Genomic DNA, 22578 nt, shown 5'->3' with positions numbered 1-22578 from the left:
GTATTAGGCACGCCGCCAGCGTTCATCCTGAGCCAGGATCAAACTCTCCATTAATTTGTTTTTGTTTGATTTTAGCTCTTATTTGTTTTTTGCTTCTTTGTTCATCATCATTCAGTTTTCAAAGACTCTTTTCAAGCGCTCCAAACTTAGTGCGCTTACTCATTCTATCACTATAACAATATGTTGTCAACAACAATTTTTATAATTTGTAATTTTTACCTTTATCTATAAGATAAGGTTTGAGTAAACTGTTTCTGTCGCGATTGACCTTTCTCATTGTATCTCAAGTTAAAATATAAGTCAACAACTTTTACAACATTTTTTAGATAAAAAAAGAAATCTCAAGAATACCTCTCAAGATTTCAATATTTTAGCCTTATATTATATATATATTATGGAATTAAGCGTGTAACATCATTGAAAGTTACATAAATGAAGAGTCCCATGAGTAAGAAAAAGAATGCGTTATTTACCCATAATTCAACTTTAGCTGGAACCTTACGACGTGTAATTGCTTCATATCCTAAGAAAATTAATCGTCCACCATCAAGGGCTGGGATTGGAAGTAAGTTAAATAATCCAATATTAACTGATAAGAATGCAACAAAGACAAGTAAATTCATTAATCCACCACTTGCAGCATTAGAGACAAGTGAGAAAATACCAACAGGACCTGCAAGATCACCAACACCAACTGAACTACTTGGATTAAATAAAAGTCCAAGGGTTGCAATCATTTGTGAAACTGAATCTGCAAATTGAGTTACTGGATAAGTGAATAAATAAACAAAATCAAATACTCTGCCTAAATCAATCCCCATAGTGATTGAAATTCTAGTTTCACCAATTGCATTTAATGTCATATCATCTAATACATCATATGATGCTTCAATTGTTTGTCCATCTCTATCTGCAGTAATTTCAATCGTTGCAGCATTATAATTTCTAGCAAGTGTAATCACTTCATCCCAATTGGATACAGAAACACCATTGATATGTGTAATGACATCGCCAGGCTCAAGACCTGCAGCTTTTGCTTTACCACCAATACCACCGATCATTAAAGTATCTCTAGTTGCAACATCTCTTGTATTCACAATACCGATGTTTTGCATGATAACAACAACATACACTTCTACTGGGTCTTCTAATAATGCACCATCTCTAAAGATTTCCATCAACACTTTATTCGAGTTGACTTTATTTAACTCTGCTCTAATTTCATGAATGTTAGATGTTTCTACACCATTAATAGCCACAATTTGGTCACCAGGTAACAATTGATCATTAAATGATGTATCAACAATATTATTTTCTAAAGGTTTTCCTTGAACAAGAGCAACAATAAATAAAATAATGAGTGCGAGTAAGAAGTTCATTAATGGTCCACAGAAGATCACTAAGAAACGATCCCATAAAGATTTGGATGAGAAACTAGATTCTTCAGGTGTAATTTGAATTTCTTTTTTCTTGCCATAACGATATCTTGCATCACGCATCACTTGGAAGCGATGCACTTCACCATCATCACAACGTAATTCAATAAATAACTCTGCTAAATTTTCACCATATAAATCAAATGAAAGTACTTCACCTGTAATATATGGATTTGGGATTGTCTGATCTAAAATGATTTCTTTAACTAATCCAATTTCATTTAGATTGAGTCCAACATATTGACCTTCTTTAATTAATGCATGGTCTCCATTCTCACCTGACATTGAAACATAACCACCAAGTGGAATTGCTCTAACAGAATAGAATGATTCACCTTTTTTCTTTTGATATAAAACAGGTCCCATACCGATTGAAAATTCATGTACTAAGATACCTGCTCTTTTTGCGAGTAAATAATGACCAAGTTCGTGAATTGTAATAATTGCGGTTAAGACAATGAGGAATACTAAGATACTCCAGATTAATGACATAATTTCCATGAATAAAACTCCTTATGCAAGTGGATAAGCTTGTGTGATTATGATAAAGATACTTAAGAATAGTAATCCGATAAATAAGAATGAATCAAATCTGTCAAGCACACCACCGTGTCCTGGCATAATATTACCAAAATCTTTAATTTGATATGTACGCTTAAATTTAGATGCGACTAAATCACCAATTTGTGCGGATACAGAACCAAGTAGCGTAATTGGTAAAATAATTAATGCCTGGATCCATCTTGGTTGATCACCAAGTGATGTAAAGTTATCGAAGATTGTTTGATAGTTCGATGGGTTTAAAATTTCACCAAAGATACCATCCGGTCTAAAGATTTCACCATAGTAAATAGCAAATGCTGCTGCAATTAATGTACCAAAGACAGTACCTGCAATTGCACCTTCCCAAGATTTCTTTGGACTAATTCTTGGAGCCAATTTATGTTTTCCAAATGCCATACCAAAGAAATATGCAAAGATATCCGTTGTCGTTGAAATTAATAGAACGTAAACAATAAATCTAACCCCTAAGAAACGTAGGAGTACAATCGATGCTGCACCTAAACCAACATAGTTAATGATGGTTAAAGCTTTACCAATATCAGCTCCTGTAAACTCATCGACGAATACCATCATGGCTAAAAGTGTTAAAGTGACCACACCAATAACAACAACTGGATTAATTCGAATTGTAATTAAGTGGAAATCTGGTAAAGTGATTGGATTCAATGGTTCTACTAAACCACCAACGTTCATATAAGTCAAGATTGTCAGAATAACAATCGTTATTTTGACACCAAGATGCATTTTCTTCTCTTTTTCAAACATGGATAGCATTTCAAATGCACCAATAATAACAAATGCAAAAACAAGCACTTGGAAAATATTAAAAGCAATCGGATGGTTAATAACTGTAACCGGAATTAAAAGTGTGATTAAAATCAGTGCGGTTATAATTCTTTGTTTCAAGCTTTAACTCCCCCAAAACGTCGGTTACGTTTTGTATAATTTTTAATTGCTTTATATAAATCTTTTTTACCGAATTGTGGCCAGTACTTTTTAACAAATAAAAGTTCTGCGTAAGCAGCTTGCCACAACATAAAGTTCGACAGACGATATTCGCCACCTGTGCGAATGAGTAAATCGACTTTTTCTTTAATCATCAGTTCATTATTAAAAGCAGTTTCTGTAAATTCTTTGGTGTTTTTCATCGCTTCTAACATTTCATAATAACTACCATAGTCAAAACAAATATTTAAAATTAAACCTGTATGGTCTTTTGTTAAGTCTTCAATCTTATTAAAGACATTTAGTAAGTCTTTAGGAATTCGGTCCTTACGACCTTTGATTTGAATTTTAATTGTAGATGTTTTGAATTTTTCTAAATTTTCATTTAACATCTCAGCTGGTTTCGTCATTAAGTAGTCGACTTCTTCTTGAGGTCGTTTCCAATTTTCAGTTGAAAATGCATAGACAGAAAGTATTTTAATCCCCATCTCGTTTGCAGCATTTGCAACCTTGACCAAGTTTAAGCCACCTTGATAGTGACCAACGGATCTTGGTAATCCTCTTAATTTAGCCCAACGGCCATTGCCATCTAAAATGATAGCGACATGCTCTGGTATATTTTTAAGCGGCTTCATGAATGTCCCTTTCTTTATAGGCTCCCCTTTTATTATACCGAAATAACCCATCCGTATGACTCTTTTATATCACCATATTGTATGGATTGTAAAAGTTTAAATAATTTATGTAATTTTTCATATGATTTGAATTTATAAGAAATTTCTTCGTGTTTGACTTCACTGACAGGTGTAATGACAGCAGCTGTACCACATGCACCAAGCTCATCAAAGGTTGCAAGTTCAGTTAAATCAATTGCACGAACTTCAACTTCCATATTTAAAAAATCTTTAGCTAATACTTGCAAAGTATTATTTGTAATCGATGGTAAAACTGAATTTGATTGAGGCGTAATGAATTTTTCACCTTTAATCGCAACCACATTTGTCGCTCCAGTTTCATCAATTCTTGTATGTGTTTTTGGATCTAGATACAAACAGTCATCAAAGCCATCTAATTTCGCAAGATGTTTTGGATAAAGACTTGCTGCATAATTCGCACCTGCTTTAACATTGCCAAGTCCATTCGGTGCAGCACGGTCATATTTAGATGTTTGTAGTCTAATTGTAGAAAAACCATCTTTAAAGTAACTTCCAACAGGTGTTGCAACAACACCAAATAAGTATTCAGAAGATGGACGTACACCCATTGTTGTTTCAATACCAATCACAAACGGTCGAATGTATAAAGAACCACGTGATTCATAACTTGGAATTAAATCTCTGTTAGCATCAACTATTTTTTTAATTGCATCAAAAAATAAATCCTTTGGAACTGGTGGCATCATCATTCTTTCGCATGAATGTATCATTCTTTGATGGTTTTGATCCGGCCTAAATAGTAAGGTTCTTCCATCTTTAGCGCGATATGCTTTTAAACCTTCAAAGATACTTTGACCGTATTGAAGTGCTGTCGCAAGTGCTGAGATTTGAATATTCAAATCATCACTTAAACGACCTTCATCCCATTTACCATCTTTGTAGTAAGCAAAGAAAGTTTTATTTGTTCCATGATACTTAAAGCCCTCTACCATAGTATCCACCCCCAATTTGTAAACAATTATACCACATGAAAAAAAAATACGTTGGGTATAATACCCAACGCATTGTTTACAAATAAAACCTTAAGTTTTTGGTTTAACTTATTCTGCTAAGAATACAAGTTTGTTTTCTAGGAGAATTGTAATGAAGTCAATGAAACCAAGAATCCATCCGAAGAATACATAAACAACTGCGCCTAAGTAGTTCTTTTTAACGATTCTGTGGATAACACCTAACCACCAGTTAACACCTGGAATGATTGATAGAATAATTGAAACTATCCAATCAGTCCCAAACCAATAACCTTTACCGCTTCTTGAAGCCATATTTAAAACCCCTTTCCTCTTAATCTTTTTTTTATTAAATCGTTAAGAGCTCATCAGATTTAGATTTAGTGTGTTCGTCGATGACTTTGATATATTTATCAGTTAAAGCTTGGACATCTTCTAAATAGCCTTTTTCAGAATCTTCAGGAAGACCCAATTTCTTTAAATCATCGTTACCATCACGGCGTACGTTACGGACTGCAATCTTTCCGGTTTCAGAAAGTTTTTCAACTTCTTTTACAAGTTGACGACGACGTTCCTCTGTAAGAGGTGGTAACATTAAACGAATGCCCACACCATCATTTCTAGGTGGTAATTCTAAACTAGAAGTGTTAATCGCATGTTCAATATCTTTTAATATTGATTTATCAAATGGTTTGATATAGAGTTGTTGAGCTTCTGGTACTGAAATTGCAGCCACTTGCTTAAGTGGTGTTTCAACACCATAGTAGTTCACTGTGATACGATCAAGTAAACTTGGATTCGCACGACCTGTACGAATGCTTGAGAATTGATGGTCAAGAGCGAGTACCGCTTTTTCCATCTTTTCTTCGATTTCTAATAACAGCATATCTGCTTGTTCATTCATATTTACACCCCGTTTGATACGATGGTTCCAATATCTTCTTTCATAACTGCACGGACAATATTACCTTTGATGTTCATATTGAACACTAAAATTTCGATATGATTGTCTTTACATAATGAAGCAGCAGTGGAATCCATAATTTGTAGATTTTGTTCTAAAACTTCTTGATGGGTAATGCGTTTAATTAATTTAGCATCTGCAAACTTCTTAGGGTCTTTAGTGTAAACACCATCGACACCATTTTTTGCCATTAGAATGACATCACAAGCAAGTTCAGCAGCACGAAGTGCGGCTGTTGTGTCAGTTGAGAAGTAAGGTGAACCCGTACCTCCTGATAAAATAATGACACGTCCTTTTTCTAAATGTCTTAATGCACGTCTTCTAATGTACGGTTCTGCAACTGCGCTTGTAGGAAGTGCGGTCATCACTCTGGTAGCAACCCCTACGCCCTCTAAGGCATCTTGAAGTGCTAAACCATTCATAATCGTTCCAAGCATACCCATATAGTCTGCTTGTGCACGATCCATACCTAATTCCTCACCGGTTTTACCACGCCAAAGGTTACCTGCACCAACAACCACACATACTTCGACACCTGAGTCTCTTAATGCTTTGATTTCTAATGCAATTTCTTTAACGGTTTTTGGATCAATGCCATAAATTCCTTGACCTTTTAATGCTTCACCTGATAGCTTGAGTATGACACGTCGGTACATGTGATGTCCCTCCCTAGGAATAGAATAATTATTTAACTTGAGCCATTACTTCTGCTGCGAAGTCAGTTTCTTGTTTTTCAATACCCTCACCAACTTCTAATCTTACATAAGAAATGATGTCGTTTGAATTATTCTTTAAGTATTGTGATACTTTAATTGAAGGATCTTTTACGAATGCTTGATCAAGTAAAACAAATTCTTGTAAAGTCTTAGAAAGTTTACCTTGTAAGATACCTTCTAATACTTTTTCTGGTTTACCAGCTAAACTTGCATCTTGAGCCATTAATTCTTTAATGATATGTGTTTCATGTTCAACAGTTTGTTGATCAACATCTGCTCTTGATAAGAATCTTGGGTTGAATACACAAACGTGCATAGCAACATCTTTAGCAACTGCAGCATCTTCTTTAGCTGTAATTGTTAAGACTGAAATCTTACCACCCATGTGTTTGTATGAACCGAAACCTTGGTTTGATTCTTTAGTTACTCTAACTACACGGCGTAAAGAAATCTTTTCACCGATTGTTGCAGTAGCTGTTAATAACATTTGTTCAACAGTTGCACCATCTTTTATTAAAGCAAGTGCTTCTTCTGTTGATTTTGCATTTGAATTTAAAATAATTTGTCCAATTTCTTCAAGTAAAGCTAGGAATTTTTCATTTTTAGCAACGAAGTCAGTTTCTGAGTTTAATTCAAATAAAATTGCTTCATTACCGTTGATTAATACGTTAGTTAAACCTTCTGCTGCAATACGATCTGCTTTTTTAGCAGCCTTTGCAATACCTTTTTCTCTTAGGTAGTCGATTGCTTTTTCGACATCACCTTGAGTTTCTTCTAATGCTTTTTTGCAATCAAGCATACCAGCACCAGTTCTATCTCTTAATTCTTTGACCATAGCGGCTGTAACGACCATTGTTATGTTCTCCTTTTAGTTCATCATTTTTATTATACATTTTTTTTATTTTATTTCAAAATAAAGGGATGATTTATTCATCCCCTTTAAATTACTTAGTTAATGCTTCAATTAATTCAGCTTTTTTAAGATCAGCGTATCCTGCAATACCTTTAGCTTTTGCAAGTTCTCTTAACTCAGCTACTTTTAAAGTATTTAAATCAGGGTTTTCTTGTTTTGCTTCAGCTTTTGGAGCTTCTTGTTGTGGAGCTTGTTTCTTAAATTCTGGTTTCTTGAAGTTTCTATTTTTGTTTCTGTTGTCTCTTTCGCCACGAACGTCAGCATCAGCTGGCACTTCGAAAGCTGCATCTTCTTCATCAGCAAATTTTTCAACTACACCACCTTGAGCTTCAATAACGGCATTAGCCATTACCCAAGTGATTAATTTAACAGCACGGATTGCATCATCGTTAGCTGGAATAATGTAGTCTACTAAATCAGGGTCACAGTTAGTATCAACGATACCAAATACTGGAATACCTAATTTACGAGCTTCTAAAACTGCGATTTCTTCAGTTCTTGGATCTACAACGTATAACGCTTGTGGTAAACGTTGCATATCTTTAATACCACCTAAGAATTTTTCTAAGCGTGCTCTAGTTTTTAATAAACCTGCAACTTCTTTCTTAGGTAATTTAGCCCATACGCCAGCTTCTTCTTGAGCGTATAAGTCTTGTAATAATTTAATACGTTTGCGGATTGTCTTGAAGTTTGTTAAAGTTCCGCCTAACCATCTGTGGTCAACGAAGAATTGACCTGAACGGATTGCTTCTTCTCTAACCGCTTCTGTTGCTTGTTTTTTGGTACCAACGAATAATACGTTACCACCAGCAGCTACGATGTCGTATAATGCTGCGTAAGATTTTTCGATTTCAACTGCAGTTTTCTTTAAGTCGATAATGTGAATATCTTTTCTTGCAGTGAAAATGTATGGAGCCATTTTAGGATTCCATCTTCTTGTTTGGTGTCCGAAATGTACACCAGACTCGAGTAATTGTTTCATTGAAACTACTGCCATTATTTTTTCCTCCGATTTTAGTTTTTTTCCTCTGAATAACTCATACCTTTGCCACTACTTACGTAGCACCTGACATTGGAAGCATTACTCATGTGTATTTAACAGCCTCTATAATATATCACAAGGCATATATTTTTGCAATACTTATAAAGTATTTTTACACTTTACCATTAATATATGTTTTTACTTCATCAATATGGATTGCAAAATTGTATAGTTGGAGGTCAGTTTCTTCATCATACATTGGATATGAATACGCATTAATACCAACGAGTTGACCATAAGCATTAATTAAGGCACCACCTGAATTACCAGGATTAATTGGTGCAGTATGCATAATCACCCATGCATCAAAACCATCTTCTGTGTAGTCGTTTAATTTCGCATAAGAGATAACCCCTTGAGTCACAATGTCTTCAAACCAAACAGGTGAACCAACTGCATAAACAAATTGTCCTTTTTTAATATCCGAACCATTCGCCATTGTAATCACAGGTAATTGATCAGTTGTTGTGAATTTAAGAATTGCTAATTCTTTACCTAAAAGCTCATGAACTTTAGTCACACCAGAATACATCTTCTTTGTAGAACCATTAAACACCGTGATTCTAAAGTTTGAAGAAATTGTACCTTCTGTAACGTGATGGTTTGTTAAGACATAGTATGTGTTATCAATCTTTTGATAAATCACACCAGAACCACCAGATCCTTCCCATGGTCCACCAACAATATCAATCATGACAACTGATCTGTTGACTGAAGCAATCATTTGTTGTTGACCTTGATCAACTAAGTGTAAAATCTCTGATGCAGATAACCCTTGTAAATCAACTAAACTATTAATTAATTCAGCATTGTTTGTTAACCATTCAGTTAAATATTCATCTGAAATCTCAGTGTCGTTTTCAATCCATTTAGCATAAAGGGTTAAATCTGATTGAGAACCGCTATTGAAAGCCATTGGATAGATAAATTCACTATCTAAATACCATCCACCAAATGCATAATTTTCCTTAGATAATTTTTGTTCAGGTAAAAAGAATTTTCCACCATCGACTTCTTGTTCAAAAGCAATCATACCTTCTGAAATATAGGTGATATTTACCTTACTTAAAAGTGGTGCTTCACTACATCCTGCTAATACCATGGCAGCAAATGCTACCACCATTAAAAATACTTTTTTCATTTTTTCCTCACTATTTTTTAAACCTAATTTATTTACCTGAACTACCAAATCCGCCTAATCTTTCACCAGCTACAACATCATCGTCTGTCGTGTAAAACTTATGAAAAATACCTTGTGCAATTCGGTCACCTTTTTTAAGGTGGACAACTTCTTTACCAAAGTTAAGAATTGGAATTAATAAATGACCTTCATTGTCTTTATTGTTGTAGTAATCACTATCAACTACACCAACTGCATTTGACATAATCAAATTAAGTTTAATGCCTAATGATGATCTTGGATATACAAAGAGTGCCTCATCTTCAGGCATTGTGACTTTAAGTCCTGTTGGAACTTTAACAATTTGACCTGGTGCGATTGTGATATCTTCAGCAGTTTCAATATCATAACCTGCTGAATGTTTTGTTGCACGGCGTGGTATGTTGATGTATTTATCTTTATATGCTTCAATGATTTCAAATTTACGCATCGTTTAACCCCTTTAAATAATCTTTTAATTTTTCAAGTACTATCATCTCACGTGGTAAGACTGTTTTCATACCCTTATGATGATGATATGTGTTTATGGCATGTAGATTTTGTTTGATTGCTTCATCAATTGTGACCCAAGTTGGTTCAACACCGTGCATTTTTTCACGTTCCATTAAGTTTTGTTCACCAATTGCATCAATCTCTACAAAGTAATAATACGATGTTTGTAGATAAACAGAATCTGTCATATTTATACCAAATCGTTTTTCTTCAATATATCCAAATGGTTTCATATTAAAGATTTCTTTGGCACCTAATTCTTCATTTAACTCACGTAGAAGTGAGTCATAATGTGTTTCACCCAACTTTGCACCACCACCTGGAAATGTAAAGTCTAAAAACTGTTTAGAATAAACCATTAGAATTTTATTATCTTTTACGATAATACCACGAACAGTTTCTCTTTTTTTAGTGATTGTTAAATTTTCTGTACCATCTTCAATGATAATATCACTTATTTTTTTCATTGTTGATCATCCTTGGATGTGTGTTTTTATATTTTTCTTTTAATACTTCACTCGATACATGGGTATAAACTTGTGTTGATTTAAGATGGGTGTGTCCAAGTAATTCTTGAACAACTCTTAAATCTGCTCCATGATTCAGTAATGTGGTTGCGAATGCGTGACGCAACATATGTGGATGAATCTTATAAGTTTCACCACTTTGTTTAATGATGTCATTCAAAATAACACGTAGTCCACGCTCTGTTAATGGTGTACCTTTATAATTAATTAACAGTTTCTTTTGAAAGGTGTCATCACCTTTAGCAAGTAAACTGACTCTTGTATAAGATAAATAATGTTTAAGTGTCTCAGCAAGTTTGTCATGGATTGGTACATAACGGTCTTTAGAACCTTTTCCATGAACTAAAATTTGACCACTAGATAAATAAATATCACCGATTTCAAGTCCAACAATTTCACTTGCTCGAAGTCCACAACTATAAAGTAAATCTAAGATTAAATAATTTCTAAATCCTAATGGTTTATCTTTTTGGATTGAGTTAAATAAATAGTTAATCGCATCATCATCAATCGTATGTGGTAACTTTTTAGGAATTTTAGGTGTTTTAACCGTAAGAAAAATGTTGACATCAATTAGGTTTCTGTCAACTAAGAATTGATAGAAATGCTTGAGTCCTGAAATCTTTCTTGCGATTGTTTTTTTACTAAAGTTTTGATTATCTAAATAAGAAATAAAATTTCTTGCTAAACGTTCACGTCTTGCATCGAGTAAATCTTTAGCTAATCCTTCATTCATTAAAAAGTTTTTGAATGATTCAATGTCATTCAAATAACTCTTGACCGTGTCTAACGAATAATTCTTTTCAACAAGAAGATAATCTTTATAGAGATTCTCTACCATGTTTATGATATATTCGCCTTAATATATGCTTCTAAAGCAGAAATTGCACGGTCATGATAAAACTGTTTACGATCTTGTTTTTTAGCTCTAATTTCATCAAGTAATCCAAAATTTGCATTCATTGGAACGAATGTATGATGATAACTTGATACATAAAGTGCCATAGCTCCCATCATAGAATCTTTAGGTAATGGTTCAAATTCTCCTTTAGTAATCAGTTGATGCATTGAAATTGCAGCTGTAATACCTGACGATGCGGATTCAACATATCCTTCAACACCTGAGACTTGTCCTGCAAAAAACCATTTTGGAACTTGCTTAACTTGATAACCATTTTGTAGTACTTTTGGTCCTTCAATGTAACTATTTCTATGAATAACACCATAACGTAAGATTTCAGCATTTTCTAATCCTGGAATCATTTGAATTAATCGTTTTTGGTCTCCCCATTTTAGTGATGTTTGGAAGCCAACCATGTTATACATTGTTTTATTTGCATCATCTTGACGTAATTGAACAACTGCATATGGCATAGTACCATCTGGCTTTTCAAGTCCAACTGGTTTTAGTGGTCCAAATAAAAGTGTATCTTTCCCACGAAACGCCATTTCTTCAACTGGCATACAACCTTCAAAAACATTATGTTCAAAGTCTTTAGGTTGAACTTTTTCTGCAGACATTAAAGCCTCATAAAAAGCATCATACTCTTCTTTTGACATTGGACAGTTTAAATAAGCTGCTTCACCTTTATCGTAACGACTCTTTAAATACGCTTTTGACATGTCAATTGAATCTGCTGCAATAATTGGTGCAACAGCATCAAAGAAATGAAGCGAATCTTGATCTAATTTCTTTCTTATAAATTCTGAGAGTTTATCAGAAATTAATGGACCAGTAGCAATAATAACATAATCATCTTCGCTAATTTCTGTCACTTCTTCATTTACAATTTCAATATTTGGATGTTTCTTAATTTCTTCTGTAATATATTCAGAAAAACCTACTCTATCAACTGCTAAAGAACTACCTGCTGGTAGGCTATGCATTCTACCACTCTTCATAACGAGGGATCCTAACATAGTCATTTCTTCTTTTAATAATCCAACTGCATTCAATGGATCATCACTTCTAAATGAGTTTGAACATACAAGTTCAGCAAAATTACCTGTCACATGGGCAGGAGTCATTTTAATCGGTCTCATTTCATACAATTTAACTTTTAAACCTTTATTCGCAAGATACCAAGCAGCTTCGCTGCCTGCTAAACCTGCACCTATAATTTTTATCATAATTTCACCAGTTCAATTATAACATGTTAGAACCTTTAGCGTGCAAAATGGGTTTTAAAAAGTTATAATATTACAGAAAGGAGAACTCTCATGAAAATTAAATTATATCTACATGAATTTATTGGTACATTTGTACTCGTTTTAGTTGGTTGTGGTGCTGGTGTTGTATCTGGTTTCCTAACTAACATCGGATTAGCATTCGGTTTAATCCTTATGGCAATGATCTATGTTTTTGGGGCATCTTCAGGTGCACACTTTAACCCAGCAGTATCATTTGCTATGGCATTATCAAAAAGATTATCTTGGAAGGATTTTGCATTCTATAGCTTATTCCAAGTATTAGGAGGTATTGTTGCAAGCTTAGTCTTAGTTGGTTTCCTCGGTGCGAACACTTCACTTGCTTCAAATACATTTACACTACCTTCAGCATCTGGTCAAATGGCTTATTTAATTGGTACTTTAGTTGAAATCTTTGTAACATTTATCTTTATAACAGTCATCTTAAAAGTATCTAAAGATAAAAACTTATCTTCAGTTGCAGGTTTAATTATCGGTTTAACACTTGCTGCCTTAATTTACATGTCAGGTCCATTAACAAATGCATCATTAAACCCTGCACGTTCAATCGGCCCAGCATTATTCTCAGCAAACCCTGCTGCATTACCTCAATTATTCTTCTTTATTTTAGGTCCAATGCTCGGTGGTTTACTTGCTGCAATTGCACAACCTTTAATCTCAAATTCAGAAGCAGCTTAAATTAAGCTAACAAAAAAGCACTAGCTCGAATTAGTTCGCTCTAGTGCTTTTTTTCTTTGCCTAATTTTCTTTAATTGTGACTTTACCAATAAAGTCAGTATAAACTGGTTCTAATCTTTGATTGGTAAAGTATGTTACTGCTGTAATAATCACCGTGTTTACTGGTAACATATAAAGTCTAAGTGGTAAGAATAGTCCCACCCTTGCAAAAGATGCATCAATATTTCCATCTGTCCAAACGTATGTTCCTACAAAATCTGCAAGACTTGAGCAGAATGTTGCAAAAAGATGTGAAACAAGGACAGCAATCCCTATTCTTGCCCAACCTGAATTGCGTCGTGCAATTAAATAAGGAATTACACCCCACATCACAGCTTGAAGTGCATAGATCGGATCATATGTAAAACCACCCGAGTTTGAGTAAAATCCAATCAGGTCGGACATAAATCCCATAACCGCTCCATAATGCGGTCCTAAAACAAGCGAACCTATCACAAGTGGAATTGCATAATATGGTAATCCAAATTGGATGTTCGCAGGAATGATTGATTTAAACATAATATCTAAAACAATTGATAAAGCAGTCAAAGTTGCTGCTAATGTAAGTTTTCTTAATTCTTTTTGAATCATATAAAAAGACCCCCTTAACAAGAGATCCACTTTAAATACAGCGGATGCGAAGATATACCGCCAGATTTCTCTGTTCGTTCTACTGATCTTTCCCGTCAGTAGACACTTAACGCATATCCCCTACTCTGTTTCCTTTAATTATAATCTATTTAATCTCCCAATCGATGGGTTTTACATTATGATTTATTAAAAAGTCATTTGTTTTTGAAAATGGTTTTGAACCAAAGAATCCTCGATAACTGGAAAGCGGCGATGGATGAGGTGATTCAATGATTAAATGTTTTTTATTTGTTAAATACTTTTTAAAACTTTGAGCGTGTGAGCCCCAAAGTATAAAGACAATCGGTTGATCAAGTTCATTTATAAATTTAATCACTTCTAATGTAAATACTTCCCAACCTTTTCCTTTATGAGATAAAGGTTTATGTGCTTCAACAGTTAAAATCGTGTTTAAAAGTAGGACACCTTGACATGCCCAGGAAGAAAGGTCACCTTTTTTTGATTTAGGAATCCCTAAATCATCAGCTAGTTCTTGATAAATATTATGCAAACTTGGTGGTAGTTTTTCACAAAGTACAGAAAAACTTAACCCATGTGCTTGGTTTTCACCGTGATATGGGTCTTGACCAATTAATACAACTTTCAAGTTTTCAATAGGTGTCATTTTAAAGCAATTAAGACGGTCTTCTTTTTTAGGATAGATCGTCTTATCATTATCTTCATTCTTTAAAAATTCTACCAAGGATTGAAAGTATGGTTTCTTAAGTTCAGCTTCAATTAAAGCTTCCCAAGTCATCAATTATCCTCTTTATTTTCTTCAACTTCTTCTGATTCTAAATCTTCTATTTGTTCTTTCTCTGACTCTTGTGTTTGAACTTCTTGTTCATCAACTGATGCTTTGTTTTGTGATTCATTTTCGAGTTTTTTATTTTCTGCTTTCATACTCTTTACGAGGTAATAGATTGCAATAAAGACTCCAAAATTAATCGCAACAATTGTAAGTCCAATTGGTGTTGTAAATAAGAATGTAACAAAGCCGATAAATTGATTTGACTTAATTGTTAACACATGGACACCAAGTAGGTCATCAACAGTTAAATTGTAAATTTGACCTGGACCTTTTTTCCATTCGTCATAGATTTTATCTTCTTTATCATGTTGAGAATGTGGATAAGTTAAGATATAACCTTCTTCAGTAAAACCACCAAAGTGGTGTGTAACCACATCTTTTGAATACGCATTATTATGCCAGAACCAAGTTTCAAAGACGATGATATCACCTTCTACTAAATTTTCCGGGTCATTCTTTCTAACGACAACGATATAATCATCGACCATAATCACGGGTTCCATGGAGTCTGAAACGACTCGGTACCAGCCAAATCCTGCAACTTTAACGAGTCCTTGAGGGATAAACAAAGAAACTGCAATAATAAATATCAGCAGTCCAATGAATACGTAATATAAGGTATTTTTTAAGTAGTACCAAAAACCTTTATTTTGCAAAATTCAACCTCTTAGATGTTTTTCTTAATCAGTTTTAATCTAATGAACTCTTCACGTTCGTGTTCTTCTAAAACTTCAGTGATTGATTTAATCTTAGTCTCAATTTCAGGAATCACGATATTTTTTAACGCATTATAGCGTGTTCTACTTTTACGGATTGCATCCGCTAAGCGATATGCAGATGCATCTATTTCAGCAAGTTTAATTGTTAAATCTCTTGCTTCACCAAACATACGATATGCATAGTCAAACTTAGAGTTTGTAGATTTAAGTCCGTAAGATAGACGAATTCTTGCTTTTTCGTAATTAATAATTGGAAGGTCAACCCCCATCACAGAACGGTAAGATAGTTTAATGTTCTTATCAACAGGAATTGCTTTTGCGATTTCACCCACGATACCTAATGTAATGTTTGCATCTTGCAATGCTAAATACGCTCTTTGATAAGTTTCTTCGATTTGTTTTCTAATCACAGAAACTTCACTTAAGAGTGTAAGCATTTCTTGAATCAACGTATTCTTCTTACGTTCCATTAAGTTTTCACCAGTACGTGCTAATGTATAAGATTTCTTTAAACTTAACAATGCACCTTTGGTTGGGGCTAAATCTCCTAACACTTGTTACACCTTTCCAATAATACGATCAACTAAATTTTCGTGTTGTAATTTAAATTTCTTGATTGATTTTTCAGAATCAATATATTTATTGATGTCTGATTCTTTAAGACGTGTTAATTCTGATTTTGGTAAGATTGAAAGTAATTCCCATCCTAAATCAAGTGTTTCATCAAGTGTTCTTGAAGTTTCCCCTTGATTTAAGAAATGATTTTCAAATAATTTACCAAATAACATAAATTTCTTATCAACTTCAGAAAGTTCATCCTCACCAACAACAGAAGCAAGTGCTTTAACTTCACCGACCTTTGCGTATGATGCAAAGAGTTGATTAGATAGTGCAGAGTGATCTTCTCTTGTGAAATCTTTACCAATACCATCTTTCATTAAACGTGATAGTGATGGCAAGATATCAATTGGTGGGAAAATACCTTTTTGTTTAAGTGATTTTTCAAGTACGATTTGACCTTCTGTAATATATCCCGTTAAGTCAGGAACTGGATGGGTAATGTCTTCATTTGGCATCGTAAGAATTGGAATCTGTGTCACAGATCCTTTTTTACCATGTAACATACCAGCTCTTTCATAAAGGTTTGAAAGGTCTGAGTATAAATAACCTGGATAACCTTTACGTCCTGGAATTTCACCTTTTGAAGATGAGAATTCACGGAGTGCTTCACAGTAAGCAGTCATATCCGTCATAATGACAAGTACGTGATAGCCTAATTCAAATGCTAAATATTCAGCAGTTGTTAAGGCACAACGTGGTGTTAAAATACGTTCAATAATTGGATCGTTTGCTAGGTTTAAGAACATAACAACACGGTCCATAACGTGTGAAGATTCAAATTCTGTTCTAAAGTATTTCGCAACATCGTGTTTAACACCCATCGCTGCAAAAACAACACAGAATTTTTCATCTTTACTATCTGCAATCTTAGCATGTTTGACAAGCTGAGTTGCAAGCTCATTATGTGTTAGGCCGGTTGCAGTAAAGATTGGTAATTTTTGTCCTCTAATTAATGTTGTTAAAGCATCAATAGCAGAAATACCTGTATGGATATAGTTTCTTGGATATACACGGCTAACTGGGTTAAATGGTAGACCATTAATGTCGAGTTGTTTTTCTGAAAAAACTGGACCTAAATCATCAATTGGTAAACCAGCACCATTAAAGGTACGACCTAAAACTTCTTTGGATAAACCCATCATCAGTGGTTTACCTAAAAATTTAGTCTTAGTTTTAGTTAAACGCATTTCATCGGTTCCTTCAAATACTTGGATAGCAACTCGATCACCATCAATATGAATGACGCGACCATGTCTAGTTTCGCCATTTTCTAATTTGATTTCAACAGTTTCTTCATATCCAACATTTGAAACACCTTCTAAAAAGATGAGGGGACCGTTAATTGCTTTTAAACCTACATATTGTAAACTCATAACTTTTCCTCCTCTTTAGAATATTGATTCAATCGTTTGAGTGATTTTTTCTTTTAAGTCTTCAAACTTTTCAAGTTCACTATTTTTGATTGTGTATTTCATTTGGATGACTTCATCAAAAATACCTGATCCGATAATAAGTGATAAAGCGCGTCCTTTATTAATAAATTTAAATGCTGCTTCATGTAGATGTAAGATAACTTCCATCATCTTTAATTGTTTTTGAAGTGGCACATAAGTATCTTCATCATCAAATGCGTTTTGTTGTAAGAATCCGAAACGAATGACTTTACCGATTTCAATAATTAATCTTTGATCATCGGGAAGTACATCGCTACCAATTAATTTAACAACTTCCATTAGAGCTGTTTCTTCTGAAAGAATCGCTTTAATTTGTTTTGAATATTTCATGAATTTTGGATCAACTTGATTATCAAACCAACTTAATAGGTCATAGAAATATTCTGAATATGATTGGTTCCAGTTAATGGCTGCATAGTGTCTTTGATAAGCAAGTGCTTTATCAAGTGCCCAGAAGCATCTCACAAAACGTTTAGTATTCTGTGTCACTGGTTCTGAGAAGTCAGAACCTTGAGGTGATACTGCACCAATAATTGTTACTGATCCATTTGTATGATTTAAGTTTTCAACATAACCTGCACGTTCATAGAATTGAGAAATTCTTGAAGGTAGGTATGCAGGGAAACCTTCTTCTGCAGGCATTTCTTCTAAACGTCCTGAAATTTCTCTTAACGCTTCTGCCCAACGAGAGGTTGAGTCAGCCATAATCGCAACATGATAACCCATATCGCGGTAATATTCAGCAATTGTAAGCCCTGTATAAATAGATGCTTCACGTGCTGCAACTGGCATGTTTGAAGTGTTTGCAATTAAAATTGTACGATCCATTAAAGATTGTTTCGTTCTTGGGTCAATTAATGCACGGAATTCTTCTAGAACTTGTGTCATTTCATTACCACGTTCACCACAACCAATATAAACAATAATATCTGCATCACTCCATTTAGCGAATTGGTGTTGTAACATTGTTTTACCTGTACCAAATCCACCAGGGATTGCTGCTGTACCACCTTTTGCGATTGGGAAGAGTGCATCAATGACTCTTTGACCAGTAATCAGTGGGATATCAAGTGTGAGTTGTTCTTTAATTGGACGTTGTTTTTTAATTGGCCATTCTTGTTTTAAAGTAAGTGCTTTAATACCATTTTCTGTTTCAAGTTCTAAAACGACTTCGTTTACAGTATAAAGACCATCAGGTTTAACTGATTTAACTTTACCTTTTGTGTTTGGAGGTATCATCATTTTATGTGCAATTGATTTTGTTTCTTGTGTAATTGCAAAAATGCTACCAGCCTTTAAGTATTCGCCTTGTTTAACTTGGAATTTAACATCCCATTTTTTATCTAAATCAAGTGCGGAAACTTCACTACCTGCTTCAATAAATGAACCAGTTTGTTCTTCCATTTTTAAAAGTGGTCTTTGAACACCATCAAAAATATTAGACATTAAACCAGGTCCTAATGTCACTGAAACGAGATTACCAGTAGGGTAAACTAAATCACCCATTTTTAATCCTGTAGTTGTTTCATATACTTGGATGACAGTTTCTTCATGTGAAATGGAGATAACTTCACCCATTAATTTGTTAGGCCCAACAAATACTTTCTCAAGCATTAAAAATTGGTTTGAGTTTTTAACCTTTACGACTGGACCATTAATTGAATGAATACGATTTTCCATAAAAGACCTTCTTTACTCTGTAAACCATTTTGCAGTATGGTAGAAATGTTCTTTTGCAGCTTCAAGATTAGAAACAAGCGTTTCAACCACGAAGGCATTTTGATCTTTCTTATGTAAAACAAATCCTGCAAGAATGTCGTTATTTACAATAACTTTTAATTGTTTAGGTACTAAGTTTAAGTCTTTTTCATTCACTGCGATTTCTGCAAAATCTGCAATGTTATATTTAGAAAGTTTAGATTTAAACCAATTTGGATATGCTTTAGTGTCTCTAAAGTTTTTGATTTTATCAAATAATTCATTAAATAATGTATCAAGTAAGTGTGCTCTTTTTTGCATGACTAAAAGGTCGAGTTCTCTTTGACGTGATGCTAAAGTTTCTTGATATTTTTTTGTAATATCACGTGTTTTAGCTTTCACAACATCATCGTACTCTTCTGCAAGTTCTTTTTGAATAGATGCTTGAGCTTCTTGTTTGAGTTTTTCAATTTCTGCTTTTAGGGCTTCTATTTCTTGTTTAGATTCACGTTCAATTGCTTTTTTAAAATAAGCACCTAAATCTTCATAATTTGTAATGTTCATAACACACCTCTATAATTTAACGCCAATTGCTTTAGACACATAGGCATCGATGGATTGACCGGTCTTAGATGAACCATGACGGTCTGGAATTTCTACAATCATTGGTTGGACATTTCGAAGTTTAAGTTCTGAGATCACATGTGGTACCATTTCAACAAGTTTTGTTGTAATAAGGACAATTGCCACTTCTTTGTCTTGCATGACTAAAGAAAGCTTTTCTAAAAGCTCACTTTTTTCGTGGACAATCACACCTTCAATACCAACAAGTCGCATCCCCACAAGGGTATCGACATTGTCACTCAAAAGATAAAACTTCATTTATTTCTCCTATTAACCAATGGTTGGAATGTTATTGATGATAAGAATTGAGATTAATAAACCGTAGATAGCAACCCCTTCGCCTAACGCAACGAAGATCAGTGATTTACCTAAGTTTTTAGGGTTTTCAGAAATCGCACCAATAGCTGCTGGGGCTGCTGCTGCAACGGCAATACCTGCACCAAGTGCAGATGCACCAGTTGAAATTGCGGCACCTAAATAACCAAAAGCTGCTGCTTGATAGAATAAGCCTGATTCTGCCATACCTGGGTCAGATACTTCTACCCCGAAAATGCCAGGTGTAACTAAAACTAATGCAAAGAAGAATGTTGCAAACATTGCGATGTGTGCAATAATTCTTTTCTTAGCTGATAATGCGGATACTTGACCTTTAAATACTGAGATTAAAGGTAATGCGATTAAAAATACGCCTAATACAATAACTGTTAATAAAATCCATTCCATATTACTTTTCCTCCTGTAGGGTTGGACTAAATATTATGCCACTACCGTCATAATAACGGGAGAACATTTCATAAAACTCTAATCTTAATACTTGAATACCTACAAGTAAGCCTTCAAGTCCTAATACGAATAAGTTACCAAGTGCCATAGCGACTAAGTTTTCGCCACCATTAGCAAGTGATTTAACAACTAACATTAATCCAGCATGTGATAGTACGAAACCACCAACACGAAGGAACGATAATGTATTTGTTACATAAGATAGGATAACTTCAAATAATTCGAAGAATCCTTCTAGGAAGAACCCACCAACACCATCTGGGAACATCTTCTCATGATGGAATTTTCTTTCAAGTGGTTCTTTCAAGAAAATCAAGATGATTGGAATCACAATTAATAATGGGATTGTAATGAAGTTGAAGATACCCGTGATACCTAACATCATTTCACAGACAATACCAATTAAGATAAATCCATAAACGAGAATACCTGAGATACCATTTGGTGAGCAAATTGCCAGTGCATATTCTTTATGTTTGAACTTAAACATTGTATTGACAATCATTGAAACAAGTAAGAATGCTGCACCAATGCCAACAGTACCTAAAAGTAATGTCATGGTGCTATCTGGATTCATTGGATGGAACGGTAAGAAATGTACACCAATGCTTTCATAGAAATGATGCATGATTTCTTCATTACCGAAGATTTCACCGTAAATCAGTCCGAAGAATGCACCAGAAATACCCATTCTAGTAACAATCGGTCCTAAACTCCACTTTTTGAACTTACCAAGTAAGAATCCAAAGAGTGCAAGTAACAACCCTTGTCCAACATCTCCAAACATAATACCAAACAGAATAGTGTATGAGATTGCTAAGAAGTTTGTTGGATCTACATCACCATAAGTTGGTGTGCCATACATATCAACAAACACTTGATAAGGTTTCGCAAACCAGTTATTAACAAGTTTTGTCGGTGGTTGGAAACGACCATCAGAATCTGCATCATCAACGTCAATTTCAAGTGTTTGGATATCACCAAAGTAATCTCTGAACTTTTCAACGTTCTTTTCTTCAATGAACCCTGAAATTGAAATACGATCACCTAAACCTACAACATGTTTTCTTGCTTCATACATTAAATATAAGAATTCAAGTTCACCTTTGATCACACCAAGTTTTTCTTGGTATTGTAATGCAAGGTTTCTAAGTTCTGCTCTTAATTGATCCATTGACTTTTCATTTTCTACAATGGTTTGTCTTAAAGATTCTTTTGCTTTTTCAGGTGTACCATGAACGAATTCTGGAATATAGATACGTTCGAAGTACATTGAAGTGAATAAATTATCGATTTCACGTTCGTATTCATTACTTGTTACATACATACACCAAAGTGATCTATGTGCCTTATCCTCATTAAACGGAATAAAGATAAATGGTTTTTGGTAGTAATATTTAATTCTTTCAACTGAATCAAATGGTAATTTACCAAAACGAAGTGAAATAAATTTTGCATTGAATAAATCATCAAATGATAAATCAAGGCTTTCTAAGTTTTCAATTTGTTTTAAAGCTTCTAAAATTTTTTCATTTTCTGTTTCTAACGCTTTAATACGTTTGAATTCAGAAGAGAATGCAGCATGAGAATCAACTAAATATTGATGCATGTCATCAATAGAGTCTTTAAGTTCTCTTGTTTTAACTGGTAGGAGTGAAAGTGCTAAATCACTTTCAATTTCTTTGATTTGCTCAATCAATTCAACTGTTGGGTTTTCACCTTCAAATGCAGTTGCTCCATGAACCGTTGAAACAATTCTACCAACATCAACTGGGTGGAAACCAGGGTAGTCGATAAAACGAGCTAGAACTTCATCTAACTTTTCTTTATCTGCGCTTAAGTTTACAAGTTTCATTTTTGCTATCATA

The 22578-nt window shown here is 34.1% G+C and carries 25 protein-coding genes and 1 riboswitch; of the genes, 1 reads left to right on the top strand and 24 read right to left on the bottom strand.

Features of this window, described 5'->3' with window-relative positions; translation table 11 throughout:
- Window positions 1-392: 392 nt before the first annotated feature.
- The 14 genes from rseP to trmFO form a co-directional block, all read right to left on the bottom strand.
- Window positions 393-1937 (bottom strand): RIP metalloprotease RseP, encoded by a 1545-nt coding sequence (gene rseP, locus JV173_RS06810; protein ID WP_205735560.1) that lies wholly within the window; start codon window positions 1935-1937, stop codon window positions 393-395.
- A gap of 12 nt (window positions 1938-1949) precedes the next feature.
- The gene (locus tag JV173_RS06805; RefSeq protein WP_205735559.1) at window positions 1950-2906 is read right to left on the bottom strand and encodes a phosphatidate cytidylyltransferase; all 957 of its coding nucleotides are present in this window, start codon (window positions 2904-2906) and stop codon (window positions 1950-1952) included.
- Window positions 2903-3580, bottom strand: a complete 678-nt coding sequence (gene uppS, locus JV173_RS06800; RefSeq protein ID WP_205735558.1) for a polyprenyl diphosphate synthase — start codon at window positions 3578-3580, stop codon at window positions 2903-2905. Before uppS ends, JV173_RS06805 begins: the two co-directional genes overlap by 4 nt.
- A 32-nt stretch (window positions 3581-3612) precedes the next feature.
- Window positions 3613-4593, bottom strand: a complete 981-nt coding sequence (locus tag JV173_RS06795; RefSeq protein WP_205735557.1) for a branched-chain amino acid aminotransferase — start codon at window positions 4591-4593, stop codon at window positions 3613-3615.
- 108 nt (window positions 4594-4701) lie between these two features.
- A complete protein-coding gene (locus JV173_RS06790) occupies window positions 4702-4926 on the bottom strand; it encodes a hypothetical protein (protein WP_205735556.1) in 225 nt (74 codons plus the stop codon).
- A 34-nt stretch (window positions 4927-4960) separates the two neighbouring features.
- Window positions 4961-5515, bottom strand: coding sequence for a ribosome recycling factor (gene frr / locus JV173_RS06785; protein ID WP_205735555.1), 555 nt, complete (start codon window positions 5513-5515; stop codon window positions 4961-4963).
- A 2-nt stretch (window positions 5516-5517) separates the two neighbouring features.
- Window positions 5518-6231, bottom strand: coding sequence for a UMP kinase (pyrH, locus tag JV173_RS06780; RefSeq protein WP_205735554.1), 714 nt, complete (start codon window positions 6229-6231; stop codon window positions 5518-5520).
- Window positions 6232-6259: 28 nt separating this feature from the next.
- A complete protein-coding gene (gene tsf, locus JV173_RS06775) occupies window positions 6260-7144 on the bottom strand; it encodes a translation elongation factor Ts (protein ID WP_205735553.1) in 885 nt (294 codons plus the stop codon).
- Between the two features lie 91 nt (window positions 7145-7235).
- Window positions 7236-8201 carry a 30S ribosomal protein S2 gene (gene rpsB, locus JV173_RS06770; RefSeq protein ID WP_205735552.1) on the bottom strand — a complete coding sequence of 322 codons (966 nt, stop codon included), beginning with the start codon at window positions 8199-8201 and terminating at the stop codon, window positions 7236-7238.
- A gap of 157 nt (window positions 8202-8358) precedes the next feature.
- A complete protein-coding gene (locus JV173_RS06765; RefSeq protein ID WP_205735551.1) occupies window positions 8359-9387 on the bottom strand; it encodes a trypsin-like peptidase domain-containing protein in 1029 nt (342 codons plus the stop codon).
- A 28-nt stretch (window positions 9388-9415) separates the two neighbouring features.
- Entirely contained in the window at window positions 9416-9856 is a 441-nt protein-coding gene (gene dut, locus JV173_RS06760; RefSeq protein ID WP_205735550.1) for a dUTP diphosphatase, read from the bottom strand.
- Complete coding sequence (locus JV173_RS06755; protein ID WP_205735549.1) at window positions 9849-10385, bottom strand: NUDIX domain-containing protein; 537 nt, start codon at window positions 10383-10385, stop codon at window positions 9849-9851. The genes dut and JV173_RS06755 overlap by 8 nt, the downstream gene beginning before the upstream one ends.
- Complete coding sequence (locus JV173_RS06750; RefSeq protein ID WP_205735548.1) at window positions 10369-11286, bottom strand: tyrosine-type recombinase/integrase; 918 nt, start codon at window positions 11284-11286, stop codon at window positions 10369-10371. The genes JV173_RS06755 and JV173_RS06750 overlap by 17 nt, the downstream gene beginning before the upstream one ends.
- A gap of 2 nt (window positions 11287-11288) precedes the next feature.
- Window positions 11289-12575 carry a methylenetetrahydrofolate--tRNA-(uracil(54)-C(5))-methyltransferase (FADH(2)-oxidizing) TrmFO gene (gene trmFO, locus JV173_RS06745; RefSeq protein WP_205735547.1) on the bottom strand — a complete coding sequence of 429 codons (1287 nt, stop codon included), beginning with the start codon at window positions 12573-12575 and terminating at the stop codon, window positions 11289-11291.
- Window positions 12576-12665: 90 nt separating this feature from the next.
- On the opposite strand from trmFO, the gene JV173_RS06740 reads away from it, so the two are divergent.
- Window positions 12666-13331, top strand: a complete 666-nt coding sequence (locus JV173_RS06740; protein ID WP_205735546.1) for an MIP/aquaporin family protein — start codon at window positions 12666-12668, stop codon at window positions 13329-13331.
- 60 nt (window positions 13332-13391) lie between these two features.
- Here the strand turns inward: JV173_RS06740 and JV173_RS06735 are convergent, their stop codons facing one another.
- The 10 genes from JV173_RS06735 to JV173_RS06690 form a co-directional block, all read right to left on the bottom strand.
- Window positions 13392-13961 (bottom strand): ECF transporter S component, encoded by a 570-nt coding sequence (locus JV173_RS06735; protein ID WP_205735545.1) that lies wholly within the window; start codon window positions 13959-13961, stop codon window positions 13392-13394.
- Between the two features lie 36 nt (window positions 13962-13997).
- Window positions 13998-14091: riboswitch (THF riboswitch) on the bottom strand.
- A 15-nt stretch (window positions 14092-14106) separates the two neighbouring features.
- A complete protein-coding gene (locus JV173_RS06730) occupies window positions 14107-14757 on the bottom strand; it encodes a uracil-DNA glycosylase (protein WP_205735544.1) in 651 nt (216 codons plus the stop codon).
- On the bottom strand, window positions 14757-15467 hold the full coding sequence (locus JV173_RS06725) for a S24/S26 family peptidase (RefSeq protein WP_205735543.1): 711 nt from the start codon (window positions 15465-15467) through the stop codon (window positions 14757-14759). Before JV173_RS06725 ends, JV173_RS06730 begins: the two co-directional genes overlap by 1 nt.
- An 11-nt stretch (window positions 15468-15478) precedes the next feature.
- Complete coding sequence (locus JV173_RS06720) at window positions 15479-16084, bottom strand: V-type ATP synthase subunit D (protein WP_205735542.1); 606 nt, start codon at window positions 16082-16084, stop codon at window positions 15479-15481.
- 3 nt (window positions 16085-16087) lie between these two features.
- Window positions 16088-17524: a V-type ATP synthase subunit B gene (locus tag JV173_RS06715; RefSeq protein WP_205735541.1), complete on the bottom strand. Its 1437-nt coding sequence runs from the start codon at window positions 17522-17524 to the stop codon at window positions 16088-16090.
- A gap of 15 nt (window positions 17525-17539) precedes the next feature.
- A complete protein-coding gene (locus JV173_RS06710; RefSeq protein ID WP_205735540.1) occupies window positions 17540-19285 on the bottom strand; it encodes a V-type ATP synthase subunit A in 1746 nt (581 codons plus the stop codon).
- Between the two features lie 12 nt (window positions 19286-19297).
- Entirely contained in the window at window positions 19298-19867 is a 570-nt protein-coding gene (locus tag JV173_RS06705; protein WP_205735539.1) for a hypothetical protein, read from the bottom strand.
- 9 nt (window positions 19868-19876) lie between these two features.
- Complete coding sequence (locus JV173_RS06700) at window positions 19877-20185, bottom strand: V-type ATP synthase subunit F (RefSeq protein WP_205735538.1); 309 nt, start codon at window positions 20183-20185, stop codon at window positions 19877-19879.
- A 12-nt stretch (window positions 20186-20197) separates the two neighbouring features.
- Window positions 20198-20650 (bottom strand): ATP synthase subunit C, encoded by a 453-nt coding sequence (locus JV173_RS06695; protein ID WP_205735536.1) that lies wholly within the window; start codon window positions 20648-20650, stop codon window positions 20198-20200.
- Between the two features lies 1 nt (window position 20651).
- Entirely contained in the window at window positions 20652-22577 is a 1926-nt protein-coding gene (locus JV173_RS06690; protein WP_205735535.1) for a V-type ATP synthase subunit I, read from the bottom strand.
- Window position 22578 lies beyond the last annotated feature (1 nt).

It is taken from the genome of Acholeplasma equirhinis, from assembly GCF_017052655.1.
Taxonomy (GTDB): Bacteria; Bacillota_I; Bacilli_A; order Acholeplasmatales; family Acholeplasmataceae; genus Acholeplasma; species Acholeplasma equirhinis.
The sequence above is the reverse complement of the archived record's forward strand: the minus strand, read 5'-3'. Positions and strand labels throughout refer to the sequence as shown.